This is a genomic window from Rhizobium lentis (assembly GCF_014200175.1).
GTDB lineage: Bacteria > Pseudomonadota > Alphaproteobacteria > Rhizobiales > Rhizobiaceae > Rhizobium > Rhizobium mulingense.
This window is the reverse complement of record NZ_JACHBD010000009.1, coordinates 260,868-284,301: the sequence shown is the minus strand read 5'-3', so window position 1 is coordinate 284,301 and position 23,434 is coordinate 260,868. Positions and strand designations below refer to the sequence as shown.

Annotated in this window: 21 protein-coding genes and 3 pseudogenes; 3 read left to right on the top strand and 21 right to left on the bottom strand. The window is 58.9% G+C overall.

Features of this window, described 5'->3' with window-relative positions:
• Positions 1–8: 8 nt before the first annotated feature.
• From GGI60_RS21795 to GGI60_RS21770, 6 genes are read right to left on the bottom strand one after another with little or no spacing between them, the layout of a single operon-like run.
• Complete coding sequence (locus GGI60_RS21795; RefSeq protein WP_012490211.1) at positions 9–1,268, bottom strand: TRAP transporter large permease subunit; 1,260 nt, start codon at positions 1,266–1,268, stop codon at positions 9–11.
• Entirely contained in the window at positions 1,265–1,795 is a 531-nt protein-coding gene (locus GGI60_RS21790; RefSeq protein ID WP_183918280.1) for a TRAP transporter small permease, read from the bottom strand. Before GGI60_RS21790 ends, GGI60_RS21795 begins: the two co-directional genes overlap by 4 nt.
• Positions 1,796–1,821: 26 nt before the next feature.
• On the bottom strand, positions 1,822–2,829 hold the full coding sequence (locus GGI60_RS21785; RefSeq protein ID WP_183918281.1) for a TRAP transporter substrate-binding protein: 1,008 nt from the start codon (positions 2,827–2,829) through the stop codon (positions 1,822–1,824).
• A 23-nt stretch (positions 2,830–2,852) separates the two neighbouring features.
• On the bottom strand, positions 2,853–3,926 hold the full coding sequence (locus GGI60_RS21780) for a transketolase family protein (protein ID WP_183918282.1): 1,074 nt from the start codon (positions 3,924–3,926) through the stop codon (positions 2,853–2,855).
• Positions 3,923–4,762 carry a transketolase gene (locus GGI60_RS21775; protein ID WP_183918283.1) on the bottom strand — a complete coding sequence of 280 codons (840 nt, stop codon included), beginning with the start codon at positions 4,760–4,762 and terminating at the stop codon, positions 3,923–3,925. Before GGI60_RS21775 ends, GGI60_RS21780 begins: the two co-directional genes overlap by 4 nt.
• A 23-nt stretch (positions 4,763–4,785) precedes the next feature.
• Positions 4,786–5,547: an SDR family NAD(P)-dependent oxidoreductase gene (locus tag GGI60_RS21770; RefSeq protein WP_012490214.1), complete on the bottom strand. Its 762-nt coding sequence runs from the start codon at positions 5,545–5,547 to the stop codon at positions 4,786–4,788.
• 140 nt (positions 5,548–5,687) lie between these two features.
• Here GGI60_RS21770 and GGI60_RS21765 point away from each other — a divergent pair, with 140 nt between their 5' ends.
• From GGI60_RS21765 to GGI60_RS21755, 3 genes are all read left to right on the top strand, one after another.
• Complete coding sequence (locus GGI60_RS21765; RefSeq protein WP_183918284.1) at positions 5,688–6,560, top strand: LysR substrate-binding domain-containing protein; 873 nt, start codon at positions 5,688–5,690, stop codon at positions 6,558–6,560.
• Positions 6,561–6,613: 53 nt separating this feature from the next.
• Positions 6,614–6,823 (top strand): response regulator, encoded by a 210-nt coding sequence (locus tag GGI60_RS21760; RefSeq protein ID WP_183918286.1) that lies wholly within the window; start codon positions 6,614–6,616, stop codon positions 6,821–6,823.
• Between the two features lie 230 nt (positions 6,824–7,053).
• Entirely contained in the window at positions 7,054–8,955 is a 1,902-nt protein-coding gene (locus GGI60_RS21755) for a potassium transporter Kup (RefSeq protein ID WP_183918288.1), read from the top strand.
• A 790-nt stretch (positions 8,956–9,745) separates the two neighbouring features.
• On the opposite strand, the gene GGI60_RS21750 is transcribed toward GGI60_RS21755, so the two are convergent.
• The 15 genes and pseudogenes from GGI60_RS21750 to GGI60_RS21685 all read right to left on the bottom strand — a co-directional run bounded on the left by GGI60_RS21750 (position 9,746) and on the right by GGI60_RS21685 (position 23,425).
• Positions 9,746–10,126: an SMI1/KNR4 family protein gene (locus GGI60_RS21750; protein ID WP_210314559.1), complete on the bottom strand. Its 381-nt coding sequence runs from the start codon at positions 10,124–10,126 to the stop codon at positions 9,746–9,748.
• A gap of 12 nt (positions 10,127–10,138) precedes the next feature.
• Positions 10,139–10,216 (bottom strand): HNH/ENDO VII family nuclease, encoded by a 78-nt coding sequence (locus GGI60_RS32795; protein WP_183918556.1) that lies wholly within the window; start codon positions 10,214–10,216, stop codon positions 10,139–10,141.
• Between the two features lie 57 nt (positions 10,217–10,273).
• Positions 10,274–11,408 (bottom strand): annotated as a pseudogene (locus GGI60_RS21740) (IS3 family transposase).
• A gap of 293 nt (positions 11,409–11,701) precedes the next feature.
• Positions 11,702–12,256 (bottom strand): hypothetical protein, encoded by a 555-nt coding sequence (locus GGI60_RS21735; protein WP_183918290.1) that lies wholly within the window; start codon positions 12,254–12,256, stop codon positions 11,702–11,704.
• A gap of 125 nt (positions 12,257–12,381) precedes the next feature.
• The gene (locus tag GGI60_RS21730; RefSeq protein ID WP_183918292.1) at positions 12,382–13,053 is read right to left on the bottom strand and encodes a transcriptional regulator; all 672 of its coding nucleotides are present in this window, start codon (positions 13,051–13,053) and stop codon (positions 12,382–12,384) included.
• A 734-nt stretch (positions 13,054–13,787) separates the two neighbouring features.
• A complete protein-coding gene (locus GGI60_RS21725; protein WP_183918294.1) occupies positions 13,788–14,450 on the bottom strand; it encodes a class I SAM-dependent methyltransferase in 663 nt (220 codons plus the stop codon).
• Positions 14,451–14,820: 370 nt separating this feature from the next.
• Positions 14,821–15,335: pseudogene (locus tag GGI60_RS21720) on the bottom strand (NADP-dependent oxidoreductase); the annotation flags it as partial.
• 17 nt (positions 15,336–15,352) lie between these two features.
• Positions 15,353–15,555: pseudogene (locus GGI60_RS32130) on the bottom strand (alkene reductase); the annotation flags it as partial.
• Positions 15,554–15,994, bottom strand: a complete 441-nt coding sequence (locus tag GGI60_RS32640; protein WP_312865363.1) for a GntR family transcriptional regulator — start codon at positions 15,992–15,994, stop codon at positions 15,554–15,556. The gene GGI60_RS32640 and the pseudogene GGI60_RS32130, both read right to left, overlap by 2 nt.
• 402 nt (positions 15,995–16,396) lie before the next feature.
• Entirely contained in the window at positions 16,397–17,164 is a 768-nt protein-coding gene (locus GGI60_RS21710) for a cyclase family protein (RefSeq protein WP_183918299.1), read from the bottom strand.
• A 93-nt stretch (positions 17,165–17,257) separates the two neighbouring features.
• Positions 17,258–18,421, bottom strand: coding sequence for a substrate-binding domain-containing protein (locus tag GGI60_RS21705; protein WP_183934851.1), 1,164 nt, complete (start codon positions 18,419–18,421; stop codon positions 17,258–17,260).
• Positions 18,372–19,577 carry a sugar ABC transporter permease gene (locus tag GGI60_RS21700; RefSeq protein ID WP_183918303.1) on the bottom strand — a complete coding sequence of 402 codons (1,206 nt, stop codon included), beginning with the start codon at positions 19,575–19,577 and terminating at the stop codon, positions 18,372–18,374. The genes GGI60_RS21705 and GGI60_RS21700 overlap by 50 nt, the downstream gene beginning before the upstream one ends.
• The gene (locus GGI60_RS21695) at positions 19,574–21,145 is read right to left on the bottom strand and encodes a sugar ABC transporter ATP-binding protein (RefSeq protein WP_183918305.1); all 1,572 of its coding nucleotides are present in this window, start codon (positions 21,143–21,145) and stop codon (positions 19,574–19,576) included. Before GGI60_RS21695 ends, GGI60_RS21700 begins: the two co-directional genes overlap by 4 nt.
• A gap of 485 nt (positions 21,146–21,630) precedes the next feature.
• Entirely contained in the window at positions 21,631–22,641 is a 1,011-nt protein-coding gene (locus GGI60_RS21690; protein WP_210314560.1) for a 2-keto-3-deoxygluconate permease, read from the bottom strand.
• 163 nt (positions 22,642–22,804) lie between these two features.
• A complete protein-coding gene (locus GGI60_RS21685; protein WP_246720458.1) occupies positions 22,805–23,425 on the bottom strand; it encodes an SDR family NAD(P)-dependent oxidoreductase in 621 nt (206 codons plus the stop codon).
• Positions 23,426–23,434 lie beyond the last annotated feature (9 nt).

Sequence of the window (23,434 nt, the reverse complement as noted above, 5' to 3'; positions counted from 1 at the left end):
GACGCTCCTCAGTAGATCGTCAGCGCCGGCACGAAGCTGACCGCAAGGAGAAGCAACATGGCCATGCCGAAAAAAGGCCAGAGCTCGTTCGTCGTGGTGCCAAGTGGCGCCTTTGCGATTGAAGACGAGATGAACAGGGTGGTGCCGATCGGCGGCGTGTAGAGCCCGATCCCGAGGTTGATCACCATCATCAGTCCAAGCTGGACCCGGTCGAGGCCGATGGAATCGGCCAGAGGAACGAAGATCGGCCCGAGCAGGAGGATTGCCGGCGGCATATCGAGCGGCATGCCGACCACCAGCATGATCAGGTTCATCATGAGAATGATGACGATCGGACTGGAGATGTGCGTCGAAACCCATTCGGCCATGTGCTGCGGAGCCTGATCAAATGTCAGCACCCAGCCGACCGCCGCGCTGCCCATGATCACGAGCATGACGACGCCCGTCGCGACGCCCGCCTCCACCATGTTCTCGCAGAAGCGTTTCCAGGTCAGGTCACGGTAGAAGAGGATGCTGAGCAGCAGCGAGTAGACAACCGACAGGACCGAGACCTCTGTCGGCGTCGCCAGGCCGGAACGCAGAAAGACGATGATCAGGATTGGCAGCAGGATTGCCGGGAAACTTTGCACTGCCAGCCGCGCCAGCTCGCGCTTGCGGACCTTCACGGCCTCAATGGCATACCCCCGCCTTACTGACACGTACCAGCAGACGAACACGAAGCTCGCCGCCATGATCAGCCCCGGAACGATGCCGGAGATGAACAGGTCGCCAACGCTGACGCCGCTGATCAGAGCGTAAAGGATCATCGGAATCGAAGGCGGGATGAGGACGTCGATGACAGCGGAGGTCGCGTTGTTGGCGGCGCAGAGCGCCGGCGGAAACCCGTGCTTCTTCTGCCAGGGGATGAGGACGGAGCCGAGCGCACTCGCATTCGCCACGGCCGAACCGGATACGCCGCCAAAGACGACCGAGGATACGACGGTGGTCGAGAGCGGTCCGCCTCGCCACCGCTGCATGGCGCGCGAGGCGAGTTCAAGGAGCTGACGTCCCAACTCGCCGCCAAGCATCAGCGTGCCTGCAAGCATGAAGAACGGAAGCGCCAGCATCGGGAAGGACTGGGTCTGGTCGTAGACCTGCTGGGCGACCACCGAGAGCGGAACGTAACCGTTGAACAGGACTCCAAGCCCCGCTGCAATGATCAGCCCATAGCCGACGGGAACGGCGAGGACCATGAGGATGCAAAAGGAAATGATCATGACGAGTGTCATAGCGCGATCTCCTCGGGCTTGATCTCGAGGCGGTGATCCCAGCCGAGGCGGAGAACGCGGACGGTCGCGGCGATGGTGACGATGGACACCAGCACCGCGCCGATCGACAGCGAGTAGTAGCCGATGCTGTTCGGAAGCTGCAGAACGGGGCTGCGCTCAGCCCCGGCGATCTCGGCCACCATGGTCGCCTGGTATGCCAGCACCAGAAATGCGACGACGCTGATCGCGTTCGCGACGATCAGGGCGGACGTCCGAGCACGGCCGTCGAGCTTTTCGTAGAGCCATTCGACGGCCATATGCCCGCCCGCATGGGCCGCAATGATGATTCCAGCGATGATGAACCATGGAAACATCAGCATCGGCAGCTCCTGGGCGAACGACAGTCCCCCGCTCGCCGAAACGTATCGAGCCACGACGTTGGCCGTGGTGACCACCGTCAGCGCGATGCCGCTGACGATGATCACCAAACGGGCGAATAAGACGATGATACCGGCGACCAGATCGACGGCTGAATAAAACCTGCTCATGGGGCCTCCGGATCGTGAGAGGAGCCTCAGCCCCTCGCAGCTGCTTCCACCTGGGTGACAAAATCGCCGAAAGGCTTCTTCTTCCAGGTGTCCGCGACGGACGCGGTCGCCTTGACGAAAGCGTCGTGGTCGACTTCCACGACCTCGACGGCGGAGTTCTTCTTGAAGTTCTCGAGCACCTCAGCGGCCTTCTCGCTCGAGAGCTTCCGCTGCAGAGCACCCGCCTCCTTCGCCGCGGCCTTGACCGCCTCCAAATCAGACCCCAAGCGGGCCTGTGCGATCTTCGACATCAGGAACGGTGTGGATTCCCATTTGTGGGCGGTCAGGCTGATGTATTTGTTGACCTCGTGGAGTTTCGAGCTTTCGATATTGGCGAGCGGATTCTCCTGCCCGTCGACAACGCCCTGCTGGAGGGCGATGTAGAGCTCGCCGAAGGCGATTTGTTCGGTGCCTGCTCCCAATGCCTGGAAGATGTCGATGGTCATCGGATCGGCCGGCGTCCTGATTTTCATGCCCGCCAGCTCAGCAGGCGAAGTCACCTTCCGCTTCGAGTTCGTCAGGTGCCGGATGCCGTTGTCCCACCAGTCGAGCGGTACGACTCCGACCGCTTCGAAGCGGCGGTTGAGCTCGGCGCCCACCGGACCGTTCAGGACAGCGACGGCCTTGTCGGTGTTTTCGAACAGGAACGGCAGACCGAGCGCGCTGAGTTCCGGAACGATCGCCGAAGTTGCGCCCTGGCTGTTGGCAGTGAAATCCAGCGCGCCTGTCCTGAGACTGGTGAGCATCGCGGAGTCGCTGCCAAGCGTCTCTGCGCCTGCGACGTTGATCTGGATACGACCTTCGGTCTTCTGCTTGACGAGTTCCGCGAATTTAGCGGCAGCGACGGTTCTGGGATTGCCGGGCGCGGCGCCATGGCCAAGGGTCAAGGTCGTGGCGGCAGCGCTGGCGGATCGGCTTGAAAGCACGATTGCCGGGGCCGCGAGCGCAGCAGTGGCGGTCGCCAGGAAAAATCTTCTGTTCATCTGCAAGCTCATTTCATCCTCCATCACAAGCTTGTTTAAGCGCCCGGCATCTCCTCAACCGGCCGATGTCGTCCGGTCGAGAGCCAGGTCTTGACCGCCTCCGTCACCTTCAGGGTCGATAGCCCGTATTGGTCATGAAGCGTCGGCAAGGCGCCCGCCTCCAGGAACTGGTCGGGCAGGCCGATCTGGCGGAAGGCCGGCGGTGCGACGCCGGCACGCAACAGCGTCCCCGCGACAGCCTCTCCAAGGCCGCCTATGACGGTATGGTTCTCCGCCACGACCACCAGCCGCCCGCCTTTGCGGCACTCGGCGACGATCGTCGCCTCATCGAGCGGCTTTATGGTTGGGACGTGCAGGACGGCAGCGTCGACGCCGTCGTTTCGAAGCTGCGTGGCAGCCTCGAGCGCGCGCATCGTCATCAGGCCCGACGAGATGATGAGCGTGTCCTTGCCATCCCGAAGGAGCTTGGCCTTGCCGAGTTCGAACGTGTAGCCGTATTCCTCCAGAACCAGCGGAACGTTGCCGCGCAGCAGGCGCATGTAGACTGGCCCCTTATGGGCGGCGATCGCCGGAACTGCCTGCTCTATTTCGCTCGCGTCGCATGGATCGACGATCGTCAGGTTCGGCATGCCGCGGAACATTGCGAGATCTTCCGTCGCCTGGTGGCTCGGCCCATATCCCGTCGTCAGGCCCGGAAGGGCGCAGACGATCTTCACATCAAGCATCTCCTCGGCAATCGCCAGGCAGATGAAGTCGTAGGACCGCCTGGACGCGAAGACGGCATATGTCGTTACCCAAGGCTGAAAGCCTTCGCGCGCCATGCCCGCCGCCGACATCATCAGCAACTGTTCCGCCATGCCCATCTGGTAGAAGCGGTCGGGATGCGCAGCACGGAACACGTGAAGGTCCGTGTATTTCGCGAGGTCGGCGGACATGCCGACAATGCGGTCGTCCTTCCGCGCCAGGGCGGCGAGCGCGTTGCCGAAGGGTGCCGGTCTCGTCGGCTGATCGGGGCCGGCAATCGATGCGATCATCGCCGACGTCGTTAGGCGGGGCTTGTCGATGCCGCTTTCAAGATGGGCAGGCCGGATGTACTTCGAGCGCCTCATGCTTCCACTCCCGCATCGATGATCCTGAGGGCCTCGGCCCATTCGTGGGGTTCGACGCGCAGGAAATGGTTTCGATCGCGCGCCTCGAGGAAGGGCACCCCCTTCGCCATCTTCGTGTCGCATATGATGATGCGGGGCTTGGCCTCGGCGTGGTGACGGGCGGCGTCGAAGGCCTTTACGAGCGCGTCGATATCGTTGCCGTCGACCCGCTGGACGAACCAGCCGAAGGCTTCGAACTTGGGACCCAGCGGTTCGAAATTGAGCACGCCGATCGAGGGCCCGTCGGCCTGCATCTGATTAACGTCGACGATGCCGATCAGATTGTCGAGCTTGTAGGAGCCGGCCGACATCGCGGCCTCCCAGGTCGAACCCTCGTCGAGTTCGCCGTCGGAAAACAGATTATAGACAAAGGAAGAGGATTTCTTCCGCTTCAGCGCCAAGGCCATGCCGACCGCGATGCCTAGTCCGTGTCCGAGCGACCCGCCGGTGATTTCCATGCCGGGCGTGTAGGCAGCCATGCCGGACATCGGCAGCCGGCTGTCATCCGTGCCGTAGGTCTCCAGCTCGTCCTCGGGAATGATCTTGGCTTCTATCAGCGCGGCATAGAGGGCGATGGCATAGTGGCCGATCGACAATAGGAACCTGTCGCGGCCTTCCCATTCGGGATCTTCCGGCCGGTAGTTCGTGGCGTGGAAGTAGGATACGGCAAGGACGTCGGCGACGCCGAGGGCCTGGGCGATATAACCCTGCCCCTGTACCTCACCCATGCGCAGCGCGTGACGGCGGATGCGCCGGGCGCGCTCTGTCAGGCTAATATTGTGGCCGATCTGGCTCATGTCGGTGTCTCTCCAGATAGACCTCAGTGGATCAGCATGCCGCCATTGACGTCGATCACCGCTCCGGTGACGTAGGCGGACAGATCGGAGGCGAGGAACAGGTAGATATTCGCGACGTCGGCGGCCTCTCCGAGCCTGCTCAGAGGGATGCCCTTGATGATGTCGGCGCGCATTTGATCGGTGAGCTTGCCACCGGTGATATCCGTCTGGATGAGGCCAGGCGTGACGGAGTTGACGCGAATGCCGGCTGGACCGAATTCGCGAGCCATCGCTTTGGCGAGGCCGAGCACGCCTGCCTTGGCTGCGGAGTAATGAGGTCCGCCGAAGATGCCGCCGCCACGCTGCGCCGAGACCGAGGACATGCAGGCAATCGATCCGCCGCCGTTGTCGCGCATGTAGGGGATGAAGGCCTGGCTGAGAAAGAGCACACCGGTCATGTTGACCGCCACGATCCGCTGCCAGTCGGCTTCGGTGATATCAAGCGTGGTAACGGGCTGCGTGATGCCGGCATTGTTGATCAGCGCGTTTACCGAACCGAACGAGGCGATCACCTTGGATGCGGCATCGGCGCAGGACGACTTTTCGGCGACGTCGCAGCGCAGGCCGACATGGTTGCCAGACTTGACGCTCGGCAGCGCCGCGGCGGCCTCCGCAGCAGCGTCGGCATCGATATCGAGGATCGCGACGCGAGCGCCATGCTCGGCGAAAAGCTGCGCCGTCGCACGGCCGATGCCGCGCCTGCTCGCCGCGCCCGAAATGACCGCTGTCTTCCCATTCAGTAGCATGTGATCTCCTCCCGATGCGACCCGAGCATCTGGCAAATCTTTGACAAGTCAGTTGGCTTGCGGGTTCGAAACTGATCGAGTTGACGCCGTTCGACAAACGCGAAGTTTACAACGGTGGGTGAATCTGGTTCACTAATCCGATGTTACAGATGGCCTCACTTTCCGCGGTCCGCATCTTTGAAGCCGCAGCCAGGCTGGCATCTTTCCGCGCTGCAGCCGAGGAACTGCACCTGTCACCCAGCGCCGTAAGTCACGCCATTGCAAAGCTCGAGCGTGACCTTGGCATCTCGCTCTTCGAGCGAAGCACGCGAAAGGTCACCTTGACTCTGGCGGGGCAGACGCTCCTCTCCCATGCCTCCAACGCCTTTGAAGAGCTTCGTCGCGGTGTTGAGATGATTTCATCCAACAAGACTCACCTCCTGCGGGTTCACTGCGCGCCGAGCTATGCCGCGCAGGTGCTTTCTGCACGCCTTCCCGACTTCCTTGCAAAAAATGCGGGAGTTGAGGTGAGGGTTGCGGCCAGCACAAACTATGCCCGTTTCGTCGACGGCCTGTTTGATGTCGACATCATCTACGGCGAACCATCGAACAGAGAAGATTTGATCGTCGTGCCGCTTGGAGAAGAGATCATTTCTCCGCTGTGTTCTCCAAAAATGGCTGAACGACTGGAAACTCCGCGCGATCTCACGCGTCTTCCCCTCATCCGCAGCGACCTGAAAAGAATTCAATGGATCGACTGGTTTGAACTCAACAATCTCGGACCTCCGCCCCTGCCCGCCATGAGCTTCGATAGAAGCTTTCTGGCAGTCGACGCCGCGGCAAACGGGCTAGGAGTGGCGTTAGAGTCGAACACTCTGGCAAGGCGCGAGCTGGACAGCGGGCGTCTGGTTCGCCCGTTCAGCAACAGCCGCGATAACCGCTACATCGGCCACTATCTCGCCTATCCAAAAGCCGGCAGCCAGCGGCGGCTGTCAAAGGTGTTCGCCGATTGGCTGATGTCGCAAGCTATTTAACAATAGGTTTGTTCTCTCGGCAAAGCAGGGTATTGAAACCGCAGAGATGACTGATGGACATGGGGCAGGAAGGCGGATCCGATCCCGTCGAGGCGCGCGATGCGGACGAAGCAATCGCGATCCTGGAAGCGCGGCGGGGCATTACGATCGTGTTCACCGACGTCGACTTGCCGAGATCCATGAACGGGTTGAAGCTCGCAGCCGCGATCCGCGACCGATGGCCGCCGATCGAGATCATCATCACCGCTGGACCGCCTCGATGACAGCGACATTGAGAACCCTGTTCTTTCCGAAGCCATACGATCACGCACAGGTCGTGGCGGCGCTGCGCAGGATGTCGCTTTTGAGAGGAGCGGATTCGATCGGGCAGGATGGGCTCCTCTGGATCACAAACCGATCGACAAACTTGTTTGACAATCGTGGTGACCGCCTCGCATTTTCTAACTACTCCGACGGCGGCGGATCGAGCGAGGCAAATTCAACGCGAGGCCCTTTGACCTATCCCCAACTCAGATCGCAAGATCCCGAGATCGAACATAAAACCAGTAGCGGCCTTCGTGGCCTGGTGCTAGCTGCTCTCGGCGTCGTCTATGGAGACATAGGCACCAGTCCGCTTTATGCCTTCAGGGAGGCGCTGCATGCGACCATGGGGAGTGGATCGCATAGAGAGAACGTGCTTGGTATCCTCTCCCTTATCGTCTGGGCGCTGACGATCGTCGTGACCGTCAAGTACGTTTCCTTCGTCCTAAAGGCAGACAACCGCGGCGAAGGCGGGACGCTTTCCCTGATGACGCTCGCGAGAGAAAGCCTCTCAAGTCGGCCTGCCTGGGTTCTTGTTCTTGGCGTCGCAGGTGCCTCGCTCTTCCTGGGCGACGCCATTATCACTCCGGCGATATCGGTGTTGTCGGCGGTTGAAGGCATCCAGGTGGTCGCGCCCGCTCTTTCCGGATGGATCGTCCCAATCACCCTGGCGATTATCGCGGTCTTATTCTTCGTGCAGCGCTTTGGAACGGGCGGCGTCGCTTCCGTATTCGGTCCCGTCATGGCCCTTTGGTTCGTGGTGCTGGGCGTGAGCGGGACAGTTCACATTGTCGACGATCCGGATGTTCTCTGGGCCGTCAATCCTCTCCATGCGCTTCGCTATGCCGCGTCCAACGTCGGCACCACTATCACGGTCCTCGGGGCCGTGTTTCTAGCCGTCACGGGAGCAGAGGCGCTATACGTCGACCTCGGCCACTTCGGTCGGCGGCCGATCGTCACCGCCTGGTTCGTGCTTGTCTTTCCGTGCCTGTTACTCAACTACTTTGGGCAAGGCGCCTTCGTGCTGGCAAACCCCGAGATGGCCGCCCATCCTTTCTTCGGTATGCATCCCGACTGGGCGAAGCTTCCGATCGTCTGTCTTGCGACCGCGGCAACCGTTATCGCCAGCCAGGCGGTGATATCGGGCGCGTATTCTCTTGTGCGCCAGGCGATGCACCTGAACCTGCTCCCGCGCCTCCAGATCCTCCACACTTCGGAAACCCACTCCGGGCAGATCTTCATGCCGCAGGTCAACTCGTTCCTCTTCATCTTCGTGGTCGCACTGGTGCTGCAGTTCCGCAATTCGAGCGGCCTCTCCGCGGCATATGGCATAGCCGTCACCGGCGAGATGCTGATCACATCGGTGCTGCTCTACGTTGTCATGCGCCGCATCTGGAATTGGAAAATGATCATCGCCACAGCGGTAGTGCTGCCGCTTGTGATCATCGACGCGGGTTTCCTTGCCGCCAATGTCGCCAAGTTCGCGGACGGCGGCTGGGTGCCGGTCGCGGTCGCCTGTACGATGGGGCTGATCATGCAGACGTGGATGTCGGGACGCCGTCTGCTTGCCGCCCGTACGAAGATGGACGAGATCCCTCTGGCCGCGATCATCGACAAGCTGGCCCAGAAACAACCGCCAACCGTCCCAGGTACCGCGATATTCCTGACGAGCGACATCGAGGGCGCGCCGACCGCCCTCCTCCACAGTCTGAAGCACTACAAGGTTCTTCACGAGCACAACGTCATCCTCAGCGTTGTGACAGCGGCGACGCCCTTCGTCCCCGACGACGAGAAAATCTTCCTGGAGAGCTTCAATCCGCGCTTCAGCCGCTTGATCATCACGTTCGGCTACATGGAGACGCCGAACATCCCACGCGCCCTCGTTCTGGTCCGAAAACTCGGTTTGAAGTTTGACATCATGTCGACGTCCTTCTTCCTCTCGCGCCGGACGATCCTTCCGTCGAAGCGGCGGGGCATGCCGTTCTGGCAGGACCGGCTATTCATCGCGCTTGCGCAGAACGCCGGGAACGCGACTGACTATTTCGGCCTCCCAACCGGCCGCGTGGTCGAACTCGGCCTCCAGACGACAATCTGACCTGCGACGGCGTGAGCGCTGCTTCATTAGGAAACGTTTTCTGATCCGTCGTCTATCTCGTCGTCCTGCTGCTCGCCGACTCCAGTCGTGCCTTTCCTCGCCGTGGTCAGGCTCGGTGGCGAACCTCTCGGCAATCTCCGCCGTCTGGACATGGCACGCCGCCCGTATGGTCAGCACACCCCCTATTTCGAATGCGCTGAACATGACGTCTGCTCGCTGCCGCAGAACATTCTGCATGCACTCAAACTGCCGGCAGGCGTCGAGCTTCTTTTCCTGCTCGAAGTCGAGATCGCTGTAGCGTTCCGAAAACCTCCGCCCTGCAGGCCGCGAGATCGCCCTGCTTTTCGCAACCGATCAGCGCTTCTTTAAGTTCATCCAGCTGTTTGTGCGTCAGGAAGGTGTTTTGATACGCGTTCGTGGCGTACGCCGCACCGGTTGAGCCGACGACGCCGCCGATGCCGGCGAGAATAGGGGTCGAGGGGTGCCCCTGGCGCCCCACCCCTCGCAGCTCCCCACCCGCCCTCATGAAAACGGAGCGCAAGGAGCGGGGGCAGTCGGTCCCGCTTCACTTTCAACTAGCGAGAGATATCGTGAAGAAGAATCAAGGAATGGCGATGACGGCATCGCCGACGCGGAGAGCTCGGAGCCAACTGTCGGCTCGTCATAGCAGTGGAACTTGGAGTAGGCGCGACCGGCATCAAGACCGAATCCCTGGGGCTGATGGCGCCAGTTTCCCGCTTTCAGCCGTGTATTCAATGCCCTTCGATCCAAACCTCATGAATCCAAGTTGCTAGTCCTGCCATTTTTCGCTTGAGAGCCCGTTATGATCCCACAATCTGATAGATTGATCCGGCGCAAAACAGTAATAATCGCCATTATCCTCGCAGATCGGAAGCAAATCATGGGGCAGACCAACGCGACGCGCTTCTATCAACGCAATGGAGAGCTCGCCACGAGCGTTGCGTGTGTCTGTCACGATCAGTGGTTCTAGCGTTCCTACGAAGACGTTGCTCGCTTCCTTAAGGAATTTCCTATAATCCTCCGGAAAGGTAAAGCCGATATCCGCTTCATATTGATCAAGGAGCACGTCATTCGGTAACGGTGGCGTTTTTGGAGTCGTAATGGCAAGCGCCTTAAGTTCTGCTATCACGTCATTGATGTCGTGGGGCATCCTTACCTCCTCCTAAAAGTCATTTGCTCGTGCTTTCCAGTAATCGGACCGCCATTTGTTAAATTCGGTTCGGTTGATTCCGGAAGGTATATTTGACGGATGTGAACCGCCCCAGGATGGCCTGCTGCCGGTTTTTCGGACACCGAGTTAGGCTAATCCGACCTTGTTTTCAAATTCCATCGGGCTGAGGTAGCCCAGTGCCGAATGCCGACGCTTCGGATTGTAGAAGCGCTCGATGTAGTCGAACACGTCCGCCTTTGCATCGTCCCTGGTCCTGTAGACTTTGCGAGCTGTCCTTTCCGTCTTGAGTGATGAGAAGAAGCTTTCCATCGCGGCATTGTCCCAGACGTTGCCGGACCGGCTCATGCCGTGATCGGCCATGAGACGCTGGAACTGATCGCTGGTGTATTGGCTACCCTGGTCCGAATGGTGGAGAAGCGCATCCGGCTTGCCTCTGCGCCAGATCGCCATGATCAGCGCATTTGTGCGAGCTGGGCCGTCATGTTGGCATTCATCGACCAGCCGACGACACGGCGCGAGAACAGGTCGATGACGGCAGCCACATAGAGCCAGCCCTCAGCCGTCCATAGATAGGTAAAATCGGCCACCCACTTCTGGTTCGGCCTTCCCGCCGAGAACTGACGGTCCAGAACATTCGGCATGATGACCGGGCGCTCACCGTCGTCTTTCGGCAAACCCCGCCTTCTCGGTCTTGCTCTCAATGCGTTGTCGCGCATGAGACGCTCGACGCGATGCAGCCCACAGGAAAAGCCTTCCGCGAGAAGATCATGCCAGACACGCCGCGCGCCGTAGGTGCGGTCGCTGTCCTTAAAGCTGTCCTTGATCTTGTCGAGCAGAGCCTCGTCATACCGGGCATGCTGGCTCGGTGACCGATGTAACCAGGCATGAAAGCCGGAACGCGATACACCCAGCGCTTCGCAGAGCCATGCCACCGGCCAGATCGAGCGGTGCTTTGCAATGAACGCGAACTTCATATCACATCCTTCGCAAAGTAGGCGGCGGCCTTTTTTAAGATGTCGCGCTCCGCCTTCAGCTTGGCGACTTCTTTTCGAAGCCTCTCGATCTCAAGCTGCTCGGGCTTCATCTGCCCGTGACCAGGAAAAGCCTGCACAGGGTCGGAGCCGTATTCTCTTACCCACTTGCGCAGGACATTTTCATGAACATCCAGATCGCGGGATGCCTGCGCAACGCTGACCCCACGCTCTCGCACCAACTTCACTGCCTCAAGCTTATACTCGCGGCTGAACTTCCTTCGTTGCATTCATGCGCTCCAGTTTCATTGGAAACACCTTAACTCGGTGTCCACGAAACCGGCAGCAGGCCAAACTGATGTTTCGACAAAGCGGCCGCGCCGCTGATTGGGTTCGGAATCAGACATGACGCGAGTATGGGTTTCGGCCGCTATTTAAGCAAGCGTGGCTTTATTTAAATAAGGAGAAAGCTAAGGTAAGCGCTCTTAAATAAGCCTCGCCACGTTCGACCGCCTTGACGGGATCTGAACCGGCAAAGGCTTGCAATCGATCCTGGGTTAAATGGACAGGCAGCGCGCCACGCTCAGCGTTCAAACCGGTCTAGCATTTTTCTCAACTGCGCGTTTTGCAGCTTTAACTTTCTGGCCAACTGAGCCCTCAACACCTTGATCTCGTCATCGAGGCTCATCTCGTTTGCAGTGTGTATACCCTTGCGACCATTCGCTATCGCCACCGCTTCCTTGCCGCGGCTCCTTTGCTTGCGCGGTGCGACCTCCACAGTTCGCTTGATCCTAGGGGTATCATGTGCAGCCGTGACGTCGATACCAGTCCCCCCGGATATAGCCGGATTAGCGACCTCCACCATTTTGGCGACATCGCCGTCGATCTTGTCGCGGACATCGTTTTCGGCTTTTTCGGAATGCACAGGCACTGCGGAGATTGCAGCGGCATGATCGTGACGAGGTAGCTCCTCGCTTGCCGGTCGAGCAGCGCTAATCAGGCTCTCCTCGGCAGGCTTTTCAGTCGGACCCGCAATAGCCAACGCCTCCGCCGTAACCTTCTCGGTCGAGCCGTTTTCTCTCTTTTGTCCGCGTCCCGGTGAGATCAGCCGGGCAAGAAGTTTCCAGGGAGACGCCATCTATCCGACCTCGCGTTTTATCCCGCAAGCAGGCAGTGAGTTTGAGTTCCGGCAACAGCATCGCCGCCAAACTGTATGTCTCGATAAGCATAGAAATGCGGCCGGCGGTTGACTGGCTGCTAATATCAATCGAGCTTGAGCCGTTTGCGCAGATCGGCATTTTCAGCGCGAAGCTTTTCAGCCAGAAGCTTGCGCAGCCGCTGATTTTCCTCTTCCAACTGCAAGAGATCCGCCATCTCATCGATCGCTGTTATCGGCGCGGCCGAGGTGGTCTGTGCGGGCTTTGGAGCACGGCGAACACGCGTACGTTTAGCACTCGACGCAGCTTCGATCACCTTTGCCTTGCGCCCTCTCCTCTTCCCGCCACCGGCACCGGTCAGCGCCGCCGCCGGCTCTGCAGTAGCGTCAGCTGACGAGGTCTCAAGTGCCGCCGCTTTCTTGGCGCGGGGTTTGCGCTGTTTCTTCGGCGCAGTAGGCGTGTCGGCGACGGTCGGTCCATCAGCCTTGGTTATCGTATCAGTCTCGTCGGCCATGCTCATCTCCTGTGTATCTGATACAGTTGTTGCCGCCCCAAGAGACGGTGTCAACAACGACTTGCCGTCAGGTTCCGGGAAAGACATTGCGCCGTAGGACGTGCCATGCTGAGAACTATCTGACAGATGCGGCGATGTCTCTTCCTCTAGATCGCGAGCGACTGACTTTAGATCCATGTTGCCCCAGATCGCGTTCGACTTGGGATCGAGTTTTCGCCTGCCGTTCTTGTACTCGACGGCAAAACTGCGCTGCACTTTTTTCAATCTGAGAGGCCTTGGGATAATAAGGGATGATTTGGTGATGTACGGTTACATCACGAATAGCGCCTACCGGACCATCCGTCTATGGGCATGCTCATATCAGATCGACCGCACTATTCCGGGAGGAGAATTGGTGGCCAATCGAATGGGGCCGAGGGCCGTCTATGCGCTCAAAGCCCTTGAAAGAAATCGGCACCAGAAGTTCGCCCCGAGACATTTTCACAGGGTTCCCGACGATCCATTATGCGATGTTTTTGGCCAGAACGTGAACGCTCGTAACATTCCGTGTACAGGGCTCGTGAAGATCGGCTCCCTTCGACCCTTATTGTTCATCGGCCTGTTCGGGAACATCGGCTTTGTATGGAGAAACTGCCGTCACCTGCTGTTGCCCAGATTTGCCACTGCCATCCGGGATGGCTCATGTTCCCATAGCGGGACAAGGGAAGCACTTCACCCTTTGGCTGTCGCCAGATTGGTGCTGAGCTCGAAAGCGAGTCCCGATCCATCCCTGTATGGCTGCAGCGCGGACGCACTATGGCTCACGATCTCGTCCACGATGCGCTTGCGTTCCTGATTGCCGATTTCCTTGGCTAGAGAACTCATCCCAACCAGCGCCATCGTATTCAATCGCAGGAAGGGTGCGCCTTCTCCGAAACGGACGGTGCGCGAAACGGTCCTTGATCGGACCTCATGGAAGCCTGCGTCTCGCAGCAGCGCCTCAAGCGGGGCAGCATCCCCTAGGCTGTACCGCTGATCGACGATGGCGCCCAGGTGGCGCTCCGCGACGCGGCGCAGCTCTCGAAAGAACGGGATTTCATCGTCTGGGCGCCACGTGGCCAGCGCCAGCCTGCCACCTTTGCCAGCGCGCCACGCATCTGCGCCGCCGCCGCGGGCTTGTCAGGAAAAAACTGCAGTCCTTGCTGGCAGACGACCACGTCGAACTGCTCTCCGTCGCAAAGAGGCAGGGCGCTTGCATTGCCTTCGCGCCAGTCTATGGCTGGTTCCACAGTGCGCGCCACGGCAAGCATATCCGGACTGATGTCGATGCCGACGACGTATGCGGCGTGACCGAGCCGCTCTCTTGCAACGCGCGCCGCTATTCCTGTTCCGCAAGCGATATCGAGGACACGGTCGCCTGGAGATAGTGCCAGCTCTTCGAGAGTCATTTCGGCCCATGGGCGGAAAAGAGGACCGACTAGCCACCGCTCGTACATCTCCGGGAAACTCGCCCGGTTCATTGCGTAGCTGGGTAGTGTCATGATTGTCCTCCAGGACTTTGCCACCCCGGTCATTATTTGAGACAGGGCGAACGTCCGTTCCATCAGCATGCTGGTCATTCTGGCACCGAAGCTCGTATGGCGACAATCCACCCGACTGAGACAATCGAAGTCCGGCAACATGCGCCAAATCCGGGATGCCAACTCCTATCCTTCGGCTTGAACAGAAGCAAACCCTCGCCCCACCCTTATCGAGCACTGGCCGTCCAGTCGCCTGGCAGTGGGATGGAACGCGCCGGCGCCAGCTCCTACTGCCGAACCGGACGGGTCGGTCCCCGATGTTCGTTGCTTTGGGTATTAAATTCTTCTTTGGTTTTCACTATTCAATGATCGAGATCGATCGCCGTGTGCCGACGATCGATCTTGATAACTCGCTACCGGCGGAAGACCTAGCTGAAGAGGCTGCAGGGGTAGGCCGAGATAGGTCTGGCTGAGGCGATCGAGATCGCCGTTCAACTGGCTGAAATAGATGAAGCTGTTCACCCAGGCCTGCCGTTGTCGCGACGGTGGCTCCAAGATGCTTTGCGAGCTGGATGGCGAAGGTGCCGACACCGCCCTATCCGGCATGGATCAAAATTCTGTCCCGGCTTGATCTGCGCACGCTCGACCAGCACTTGCCAGGCGGTCAGCCTGACCAGCGGGATCGACGCGGCCTCCGCCATCGACAGTTGGCGGGCTTGAGCGCCAGATCGCTCTCCTTGACCGCGATCCGTTCGGCAAAGGCGCCGATCTGCCCGTCACGGGGGCGGGCATAGACGGCGTCACCGACTTTGAAGCGCCGCACATTCGCGCCGACGTGATCACCGCGCCGGCCAGATCGTGCCCGAGCACGAGCGGCGTCTTGTACGGAAGGATCGGCTTGAACGCGCTATCCCGGATCTTGGAGTCGAGGATGTTAAGGCCGGCCGTCTCAACCTCGACCAGCACGTCCTCGGGACCGGGCACGGGCATGTCGCCGAGACGCAGCGCCTGCTTCTTGCCGTAGCGGTCGAGAATGAGAGCCTTCATGATGCTGCTACTCCGGATCAGGCGTCGGCCGAGACGATTGCGGCGGGATAATCGGTGTAGCCCTCGGCGCCACCGCCATAGATCGTGGCCGGGTTCATCTGGGCGAGTGGAGTGCCGGTTTTCAGCCTTCAACTAGATCGGGGTTGGCGATAAAGTGGTGGCCGAAGGCTAACAGTTCGGCCTTACCCTCGCTGAGACCCGACTCCGTCAGTTCAAGGTCAGCCTGCAGCGACCGTTAGTCGCTGCCAGTCCCCTCCCATCCGCCCGTTGGGATCGAGGGTGAATGCACGTCCCCAGGCCAGATGCGCCTGCATACTCTTGCGCGACTTATCGATCTCGCCTTCGCGAATTGCATCCACAATCGCCCTGTGCTGTTGCGCGTTCAAACTCAGCCGCTCGGGATGAATTCGGTGCAGGCGCCGAGAAAGCCTGTACATTTTGTCGCGCATCTGTTGCAGGGTCCGAACCATCTCGGAATTTCCATGCAGCTCGGCAAGCGTTGTATGAAAGTCCAGATCAAGCTGGTGGTAGCGGTTCGTATTGCGTGTTTCTGCGCAGATATCCTGCTCGTCCAGTATCGCGTACAGTTGTTTTAATTGATCATCCGAAAGTTTGCCTGTGAGCGAGGCGACGACATGCACCTCGATCACCATCCGCATCTCATAGAAATCCAAAATCTCACGGGCAGTGATTTCCGGGAGGCGGAGACCGCTGTTCATCATCGCCGTTAGCAATCCCTCCGCCCGAAGACGTTCGACTGCAGATCGCACGGGCGCTAGACCCAGCTTGAACCGCGATGCAAGCGTTCGTTCCGATAGGACCTCTTCAGACTCTTCGGTGAGCAGGAACTCTTTGATGGTCAGGTATGCTTCATCACGCAGCAGAACACGCTTCGGGCCGCCATCTTCATAACCGGGGCTAGAATTGGGTTTCATTCAGGTTCTCCTTCACAATCTGGCAAGCAATATCAGCTTCGATTGCAGACGCCGCGAATATTAGCCCTGTAAACTAACACGTGCTCAAGAAAAGCTGCCAACTGCTGACCTTAATAAGAGCACGTTTCACGGTTCACAGAAAGCGACAGGACGAATTGGCGACCCCGAACCTTCCCTGATTTTCATAGGAGTGGCAACAAAGAGGCTGCGCAGGGAAAGCTGATGGAGGTTCGTGAGCATCTCTATAATCAAAATGCCGTTTGGCAACCAGTGGGTGGTATGCCCTGTTGTCTCTTGGCCGACACCATCGATCACAGCCATATCGCAAGCAACGGTATCGCAGCCGATTGCCCGTATGCCTCTCTCCTTGAAGTAGATGATCGCATCCTCCTGGATACCGGGAGCGTTTTTGACGAACCAAGTGCTCTGATCGTCGGTTCGCCAGTAACGCTGCATCCAACCGAAGTTGATCAGCGGAATTTCGCCCTCTCCGACCTGCGCGCCTTTTTCCGCCTCGTAGGTTTTCACCATGTCCAAAGAAATCAAATCTCCTGGCTGGAGATCCTTGTCCGAAAAATCGTAGAGCACTGCGGGCGCAATAAGCACGTCTGGTGGGAAGGTATCGATTGTCATGTGCATAAGGTCACCGTGAAAATGCGCAGGCGCGTCGACGTGCGTGCCGGTATGTTCAGAAATCATCAGCAACTGGCTGTAATATCCATCGCGCGCCTTCAGTCTCGCCTTGTCGATAACAAGCGGCGGATGCATCGGCCAGTTTGGAATTCCACGCTCAAGCGTCGGCGACAAATCCACGACTCGCATACTTCTAAGCATCGCTCCGAGCTGGGTGGCAAGACCGGACTGGTTTCCGGCATGATTCAACTGGTTGTTCACGATCGTCTCCACGTAGCGTCTTCTTCCGTGACAAGCATTTTACTCTTCCAGGTTTACCTCAGGCGCCGTGGGGCACCTGAGGATCTGCAAGGTTCAACCCTGTTTGGCGAACCACCAAGGAAAGTCCTTGCTAGCCTGATCGAGATTGTCCTTGGTGACATTGAAGTTCAGGATCTTGATCCAGGGCACATCCTTGAGGCCATTGTTAACCGTGGCGGAGGCTTCGATCGGTTTGCCCTGCCCCACCGCAAAGGCGGCCTTGGCAGCCTCGACGCCCATCTGGTCGAAGGCCGTGAAGTTGGACAGCGCCATCAGGCCCTGCTTTATTAGTTCCTGTGCGCGTGGCTCGGCATCGACACCTGTGACGAAGACCTTGCCGCCGAGCCCTTGTGCCTGCAGGGCCTGGACGGCTCCGTAGGCGGTGCCGTCGTTGCCGCAAAGGACGGCGACGACATCGTTATTGTTCTTCGTCAGAGCGTTCTCAACCTGCGCACGCGCGCTGTCGGTCGACCAATTCTTGTTGAACTGGTCAGACACCACCTTGATGTCCCCCTTGTCCAGAAAGGGTTTGAGCACGTTGAGGAAGCCCTGACGTGTCTCTTTGGCAACGCTGGTCGATTCCTCGCCGGCGGCGATTACATAGTTGCCCTTCGGGTGGGCGCTTACAGCGGCCTGGGCAATTTTTTCGCCCATTTCCACCGCATCACGGCCAAGGAAGCAGACAACGTCGCCCTTATTGATCAGGAAGTTGTAGTTGATAACCGGAACGCTGGCCTGCTTGGCCTTGCGGATCAGCGCGTTGGCCGCGTTCGCATTGACCGGGGTAAGGACGAGAACATCAATGCCTTGCGTGAGCATGTTCTCAACCTGGCTCGCCTGTAGCGATTCCGACGCGTTGGAGGCTTGGGCAAGGACCTCGATACCCAGTTCGGCAGCCTGCTTCTCGAAGAATGCCTGGTCGGCGTTCTTCCAGCGAAGCTGATCGTAATTCGGCATGATCAAGCCGACCTTCAGTTTCTTGTCTTGAGCATGAACGGCCTTGAAGTTCACCAGCGCTGCCAGCAAACCTGCACCGGCGATGCCGAGCGTGTGCCGGCGTGTGAGGCCGGACTTCTTCACTTTGTCTGTCATGTTTCTCTCTCCCAGTTTCTGTCGCACTCCATCGGCGACAATTCGATAGCCAGCATGTTGTCGAAGATTGCTTCGATCAGTCTCCAAATCTTCCGCCGCGTCCGCGCATATCTGCGTAAACTGCAAAGAGAAGTACGAGACCGACTGTGATGGACTGGTAGGCAGACGGCAGGTTCATGAGGCTCATACCGTTGGACAAGCTTTCCATTAGGATTGCGCCGATGACCGCACCAGCCACGGTTCCCCTGCCACCCATGAGGCTGGTTCCGCCGATCACGGCTGCGGCGATAACGTTAAGTTCGAGCCCCTGCATTGCGCCTGGCGGCGCGCTGTCGAGACGCGCAACCAGAACAAGCCCGGCCAAACCGTAGAGCAACCCCATGAAAGCGAATACTATCGAGACATGTGCCCGAATATTGATTCCGGCGAGCAAGGCTGCCTGGCGATTGCCGCCGATGGCGTACAGCCGTCGGCCGAACGCAGTGTAACGCAGCAGCCAGCCGGTCAGGGCGACAACCGCCAGAACGAAAACCACTGGCAGAGGCAAACCCCTGTAGCTAACGGCCACGACCATGACACCGCATGCAAAGATCCCGACCGACACCACCGGTATGCCGACGACGGAAAAAAATGACGACTTGATGCCTGCTTGCATCCGAGCCCTCCATTCCCGCAACTGCAGCAGTGCAAAGGCGAGCCAGAAGGCCATCAAGACGACAATACTCAGCATTGCCGACAAGGACGTGTCCGAGATCACAAGGATATCCGGGCTCGGCGATATCGTCTCGGCATTGGTGATGACGAGCGATAAGCCGCGTATGGCCAGCAAACTGCCAAGGGTCACGATGAAGGAAGGCACCTTCATCCACGCGATCCAAAAAGCGTGCCAAAGACCTATCACCAAGCCGAAGCCCAAGGTGACCACGATGGTCTGCCAAAGCGCAAGCTCGAACTGGGCCCCAGCCATTGCGGCTATCACGGCGGCGGCGGCAACGGTTGCGCCAAGAGAAAGATCGATGAAGCCCGGGATCATTATCAAGACGGCGCCGGATGTTAGCAGTGCGGTGATAGCGACCTGGCCACTCAAATTGGTAAGATTGCGGGCACTGAGAAAGAGTCCGCCAGTGAGATACTGCATCACCATCCAGACCACCATTAGAACGATGATCAGCGGCAGCAGCCGAAGCTCGCCATGAGACATCATTTCTGGCAGATTCCGGAATGTCCCTCCCTTGTTCGTTGTCGTTTGTGCCGTCACTGCTGTCCTCGCGCTCATGTTCATTGCCCGGATCCACCTGCAGCTGCTGTCATCACGTCCTCCTCCGTTGCCTCGCCCTGGGGCCATTCACGCACGATCCTCCCCTCGAGCATGGCCAGCACACGGTCCGACATGCCCAGCACCTCAGGCAAATCGGTGGAAACGATGATGATTGCTTTGCCCGCCGCAGCGAGGTCGTTGATAAGCGCGTAGAAATCGACGCGTGCATTGATGTCCACGCCTCGCGTCGGCTCTTCGAGTATAAAGACCTCCGGTGCGGTGAGCAGCCATTTCGCCGCAACGACCTTCTGCTGATTTCCGCCCGAAAGCTGCGAAATGGGCTGTTCTACAGACCCACACTTGACCTTGAGGCTCGTCACATACTGCTGCACGCGCTTCAGTTCGGCATAGCGATCAAGAACCCCGAAGTGCGTTAGACGACCGAGTGCAGCCAGGGTCATATTGCTCGTGATCGAGTGAGCTTCAATCAGCCCGTCGCGTTTTCTCTCGGCCGGAATGTATGCGATGCCGCTGCGAATGGCGTCTCTGGGACTGACGACGTTGACGGCCCGGCCGTCGATCTCCATCCTACCCCGCACCTTCGCCTCATGGACTCCAAAGAGCGAGCGCGTCAGGTCGAAGGCTCCGGAACCGAGCAGGCCGAATATCCCGAGGACCTCGCCTGCGCGGACATCGAGATTGAGATTTTCAACGAAATTGGCACGCCCCGGCCCGCGATTTGGAATGGTCCATTCCCGCAGAGATAATTTCGACTTGCCAGCTACGAAAGCGAGCTTGGGATACATTTCCGTCAGGTCTCGCCCGACCATGGCCTGAACGACGCGACGTGGTGTATCTGATTGCCCCTGGAGGCGGAAATGATCGACGACCGCGCCGTCGCGCATAACTGTCACCGCGTTTGCGATGCGCTCGAACTCGTGGAGCCGGTGAGAGATATAGATGGAGGTCACGCCGTGCGTGTGAAGATCGGAAATCTGCTCGAACATCAGTTCGGTCTCACGCTCGGTCAGGTTCGACGTCGGCTCATCGAGGATGATTAGTTTCACGCCCTGGGTCATGGCCCGAGCGATGCTGACGAGTTGCTGCTGGTGCGTGCTCAACTCGCCCATCCGTAGCAACGGAGACAGGTCGAGTTTGAAGACTGCCAGCCAGCGGACCGCGTCTGCCCACAGCGTCTTCGTATCCACCATGCCCCAGCGGCGAGGTTCCCGATTGAGGAACAGGTATTCACCAACCCGCAGTTCCGGCACGACATTGAGTTCCTGTGGAACCAGAAACACGCCGTGCCTTTCAGCATCGCGGATGCTGTCAAAGCGACAGCGTTCGCCTTCGATCTCGATATAACCGTCGTAGCTGCCGATCACGCCCGACAAGATCTTCATGAGCGTTGATTTGCCAGCGCCGTTTTCGCCCGCGATCGCGTGAACATCGCCACGACGAAACGAAATGGAAACACCTTTAAGTGCGTGCACCACGCCGAATTTTTTATCGATGCCCGAGACTTTGGCGGCAAATTTTTCGCCGTTTAAATCATCAGGGGGTATACTTGCTTTAATTACCTCAGCACTCATGTCGCGGCTCCTCCTCCGACGAATGATGTACATTTGTCTGGGCACCGCCGCGAAATCGGCGTCACCGTTTTGTCAGGCTTTTCTCATGCGAGCATGACGAGCCTGTCGGCGGCGGTCACAGGGCCATCAACGGCGCCAAGGCAACCTCGCGCGATGTCGTCTTCCGGTCTAACCTTACCAAGCTGCGCCACATCCAGACGTGCCAATGTAGCAACCTCATTATTGTCTCAGACTTTGCGCCGGACCGAGCCACTCCCTGCCCTACGACAAAAACCCCCCCTATAAACTCATAGTGAAATCCCATTGACATGTCAATGAAATGTCATCAAGGCTCGTGGTTCAGGCCTCGTTTCTTGCTGCTCCTGACCAGTATCCACAACCTGAAGATCGGGTCTTTGAAAAGCGCTGGCTGGCAGAGCGTTTGACTGGTGCGATGACCTGGTTTCAGGAGTGAAACCAGGCACCTGTTCCTCCACAAAGGCTCGTTACGCCACGCTCGCGGCCACCGGATCGTGCACAGTGAGCCCGCCTGAGCGTTTGAGTACCCACGAGGCTACAATTGGTGCAAGGATGGCAGTCACCAGAACTGCTGTCGCAGTTTGCGCGGCGGCCGATTCGACGAAGGGCAGGAAGCGGGGGTCGGCGACGGCGACGGCCATAGGGACGGCAACGGCGTTACCAGCCGTTGTACCTGCCGCAAAGCCAATGCCGCTCTTCGAACCACGGCGCAACAAAAACCGATAGCCGAGGTAAGTGAGCCCGCCTGTGAAAACAACGACGCCAACGCCAAGGAACAGGCCCTGAACTCCACCCGTCAGTACTGTGCCCAGGCTGATGCCAGTTCCAACGGCAAAGGACATAAAGGGGATGGTGATGCTCGGCACGCTATCAAGCACACGGGTCCACTCGCGATCGACAGCGCCGACGATCAGACCCAGAGCAAACGGGACAATCGCTGCAACGAGGGCCATGAACGGGATCTGCCCGAGGCCGGATGCGCCCAGAAAGATCATGGCGAGAAACGGACCATCATCGAAGGCACTGGCGACATAGGCACCTGTGTCTCGTTCGTCGCCGTACTCGCCGGCGAAAGCCAGCCACAGGGCTCCGTTACTGTTGCCCATAATCGCAAGCAAGGCCAGGATCGATATTCCCCAGAACCCTTCAAGCCCAAATATAAGGCCTAGCATTACTGCGATCGCCGCCGGGATCAGGGTCTTGCACACTAGCACTACCCCGGTGGTAGCAGCGGCTGCCTTGCCGCTATGGCTGCCAGTGATTTGCGCACCGGTCGCAAAAATCAGCAGCCCGATCAGAGCCAGCGCACCGTCCTTGAACAATGCTTGGGTGAAACCGCCGATCCTGAGCGCGTCCGGAGCAAAAGTGTTGATGAGGACACCCAGTATGAGCGGGATCAACATCATCCCGGCTGGGAATTTTTGCATCGTCTTGAAGAACGGGACTGACGAAGGCCCCTGTTTAAATTGCATTTCCATGAGGCATACTCCTCCTGCGCGCCCTACCTCCCAGGTATTGCACGTCGCTTTCTGTTGAACGTTGGTTTCATGCGTATTCTACTTCGAGCGATGTGCCGGAAACCGAGGGCTCCTCGTCCCAAAATGGCCGCACACCACCGATGCTCATTTCAAACTGCCCGCTTTAAGCCGGGAGCGCCCCGGCTGCGAGAAAGCCACCGTCTACCGGAATGACCGCGCCATTCACATAGCTTGCGCCCTCGGACGCCAGAAACGATACTGTTGACGCAATCTCACTCGGTTTCCCGTAACGCCTCGCCGGAATGGCTGCCGTGTATGTAGCCCTGAACTCCGCAGAGTGGAGAACCTCGGTCAGCGGTGTGTCCACGGGACCGGGCGCAACGGCATTGCTGGTGATGCCGTATGCCGCAAGTTCGGCAGCCATCTGCCTGGTCAGGCCGATGACTGCTGCCTTTGACACACCGTATGCGGTCCGGCCATGGCCAACGGCGCGCTCGCCCGCCACAGACGCAATGTTGATGATCCTGCCCCAACCCGATCGCTGCATAAGCCGCGCGGCATGCTGACTGCACAGCAGTGACCCTGTTACGTTGATGTTGATCGTTGCAGTCCAGTTGTCATAGGGAAAATCGATAAATGGAAATGTCTTGGCGATGCCGGCATTATTGACGAGGACATCGCAGCGACCATGTTCGGCCTCAACAGCTTTAAATGCCTCCGCGATCGAAGCGGGATTGCCGACATCCATCACGACTGACTGCGCGTTAAGCCTTGCGGCTCTCAGTTGATCCGC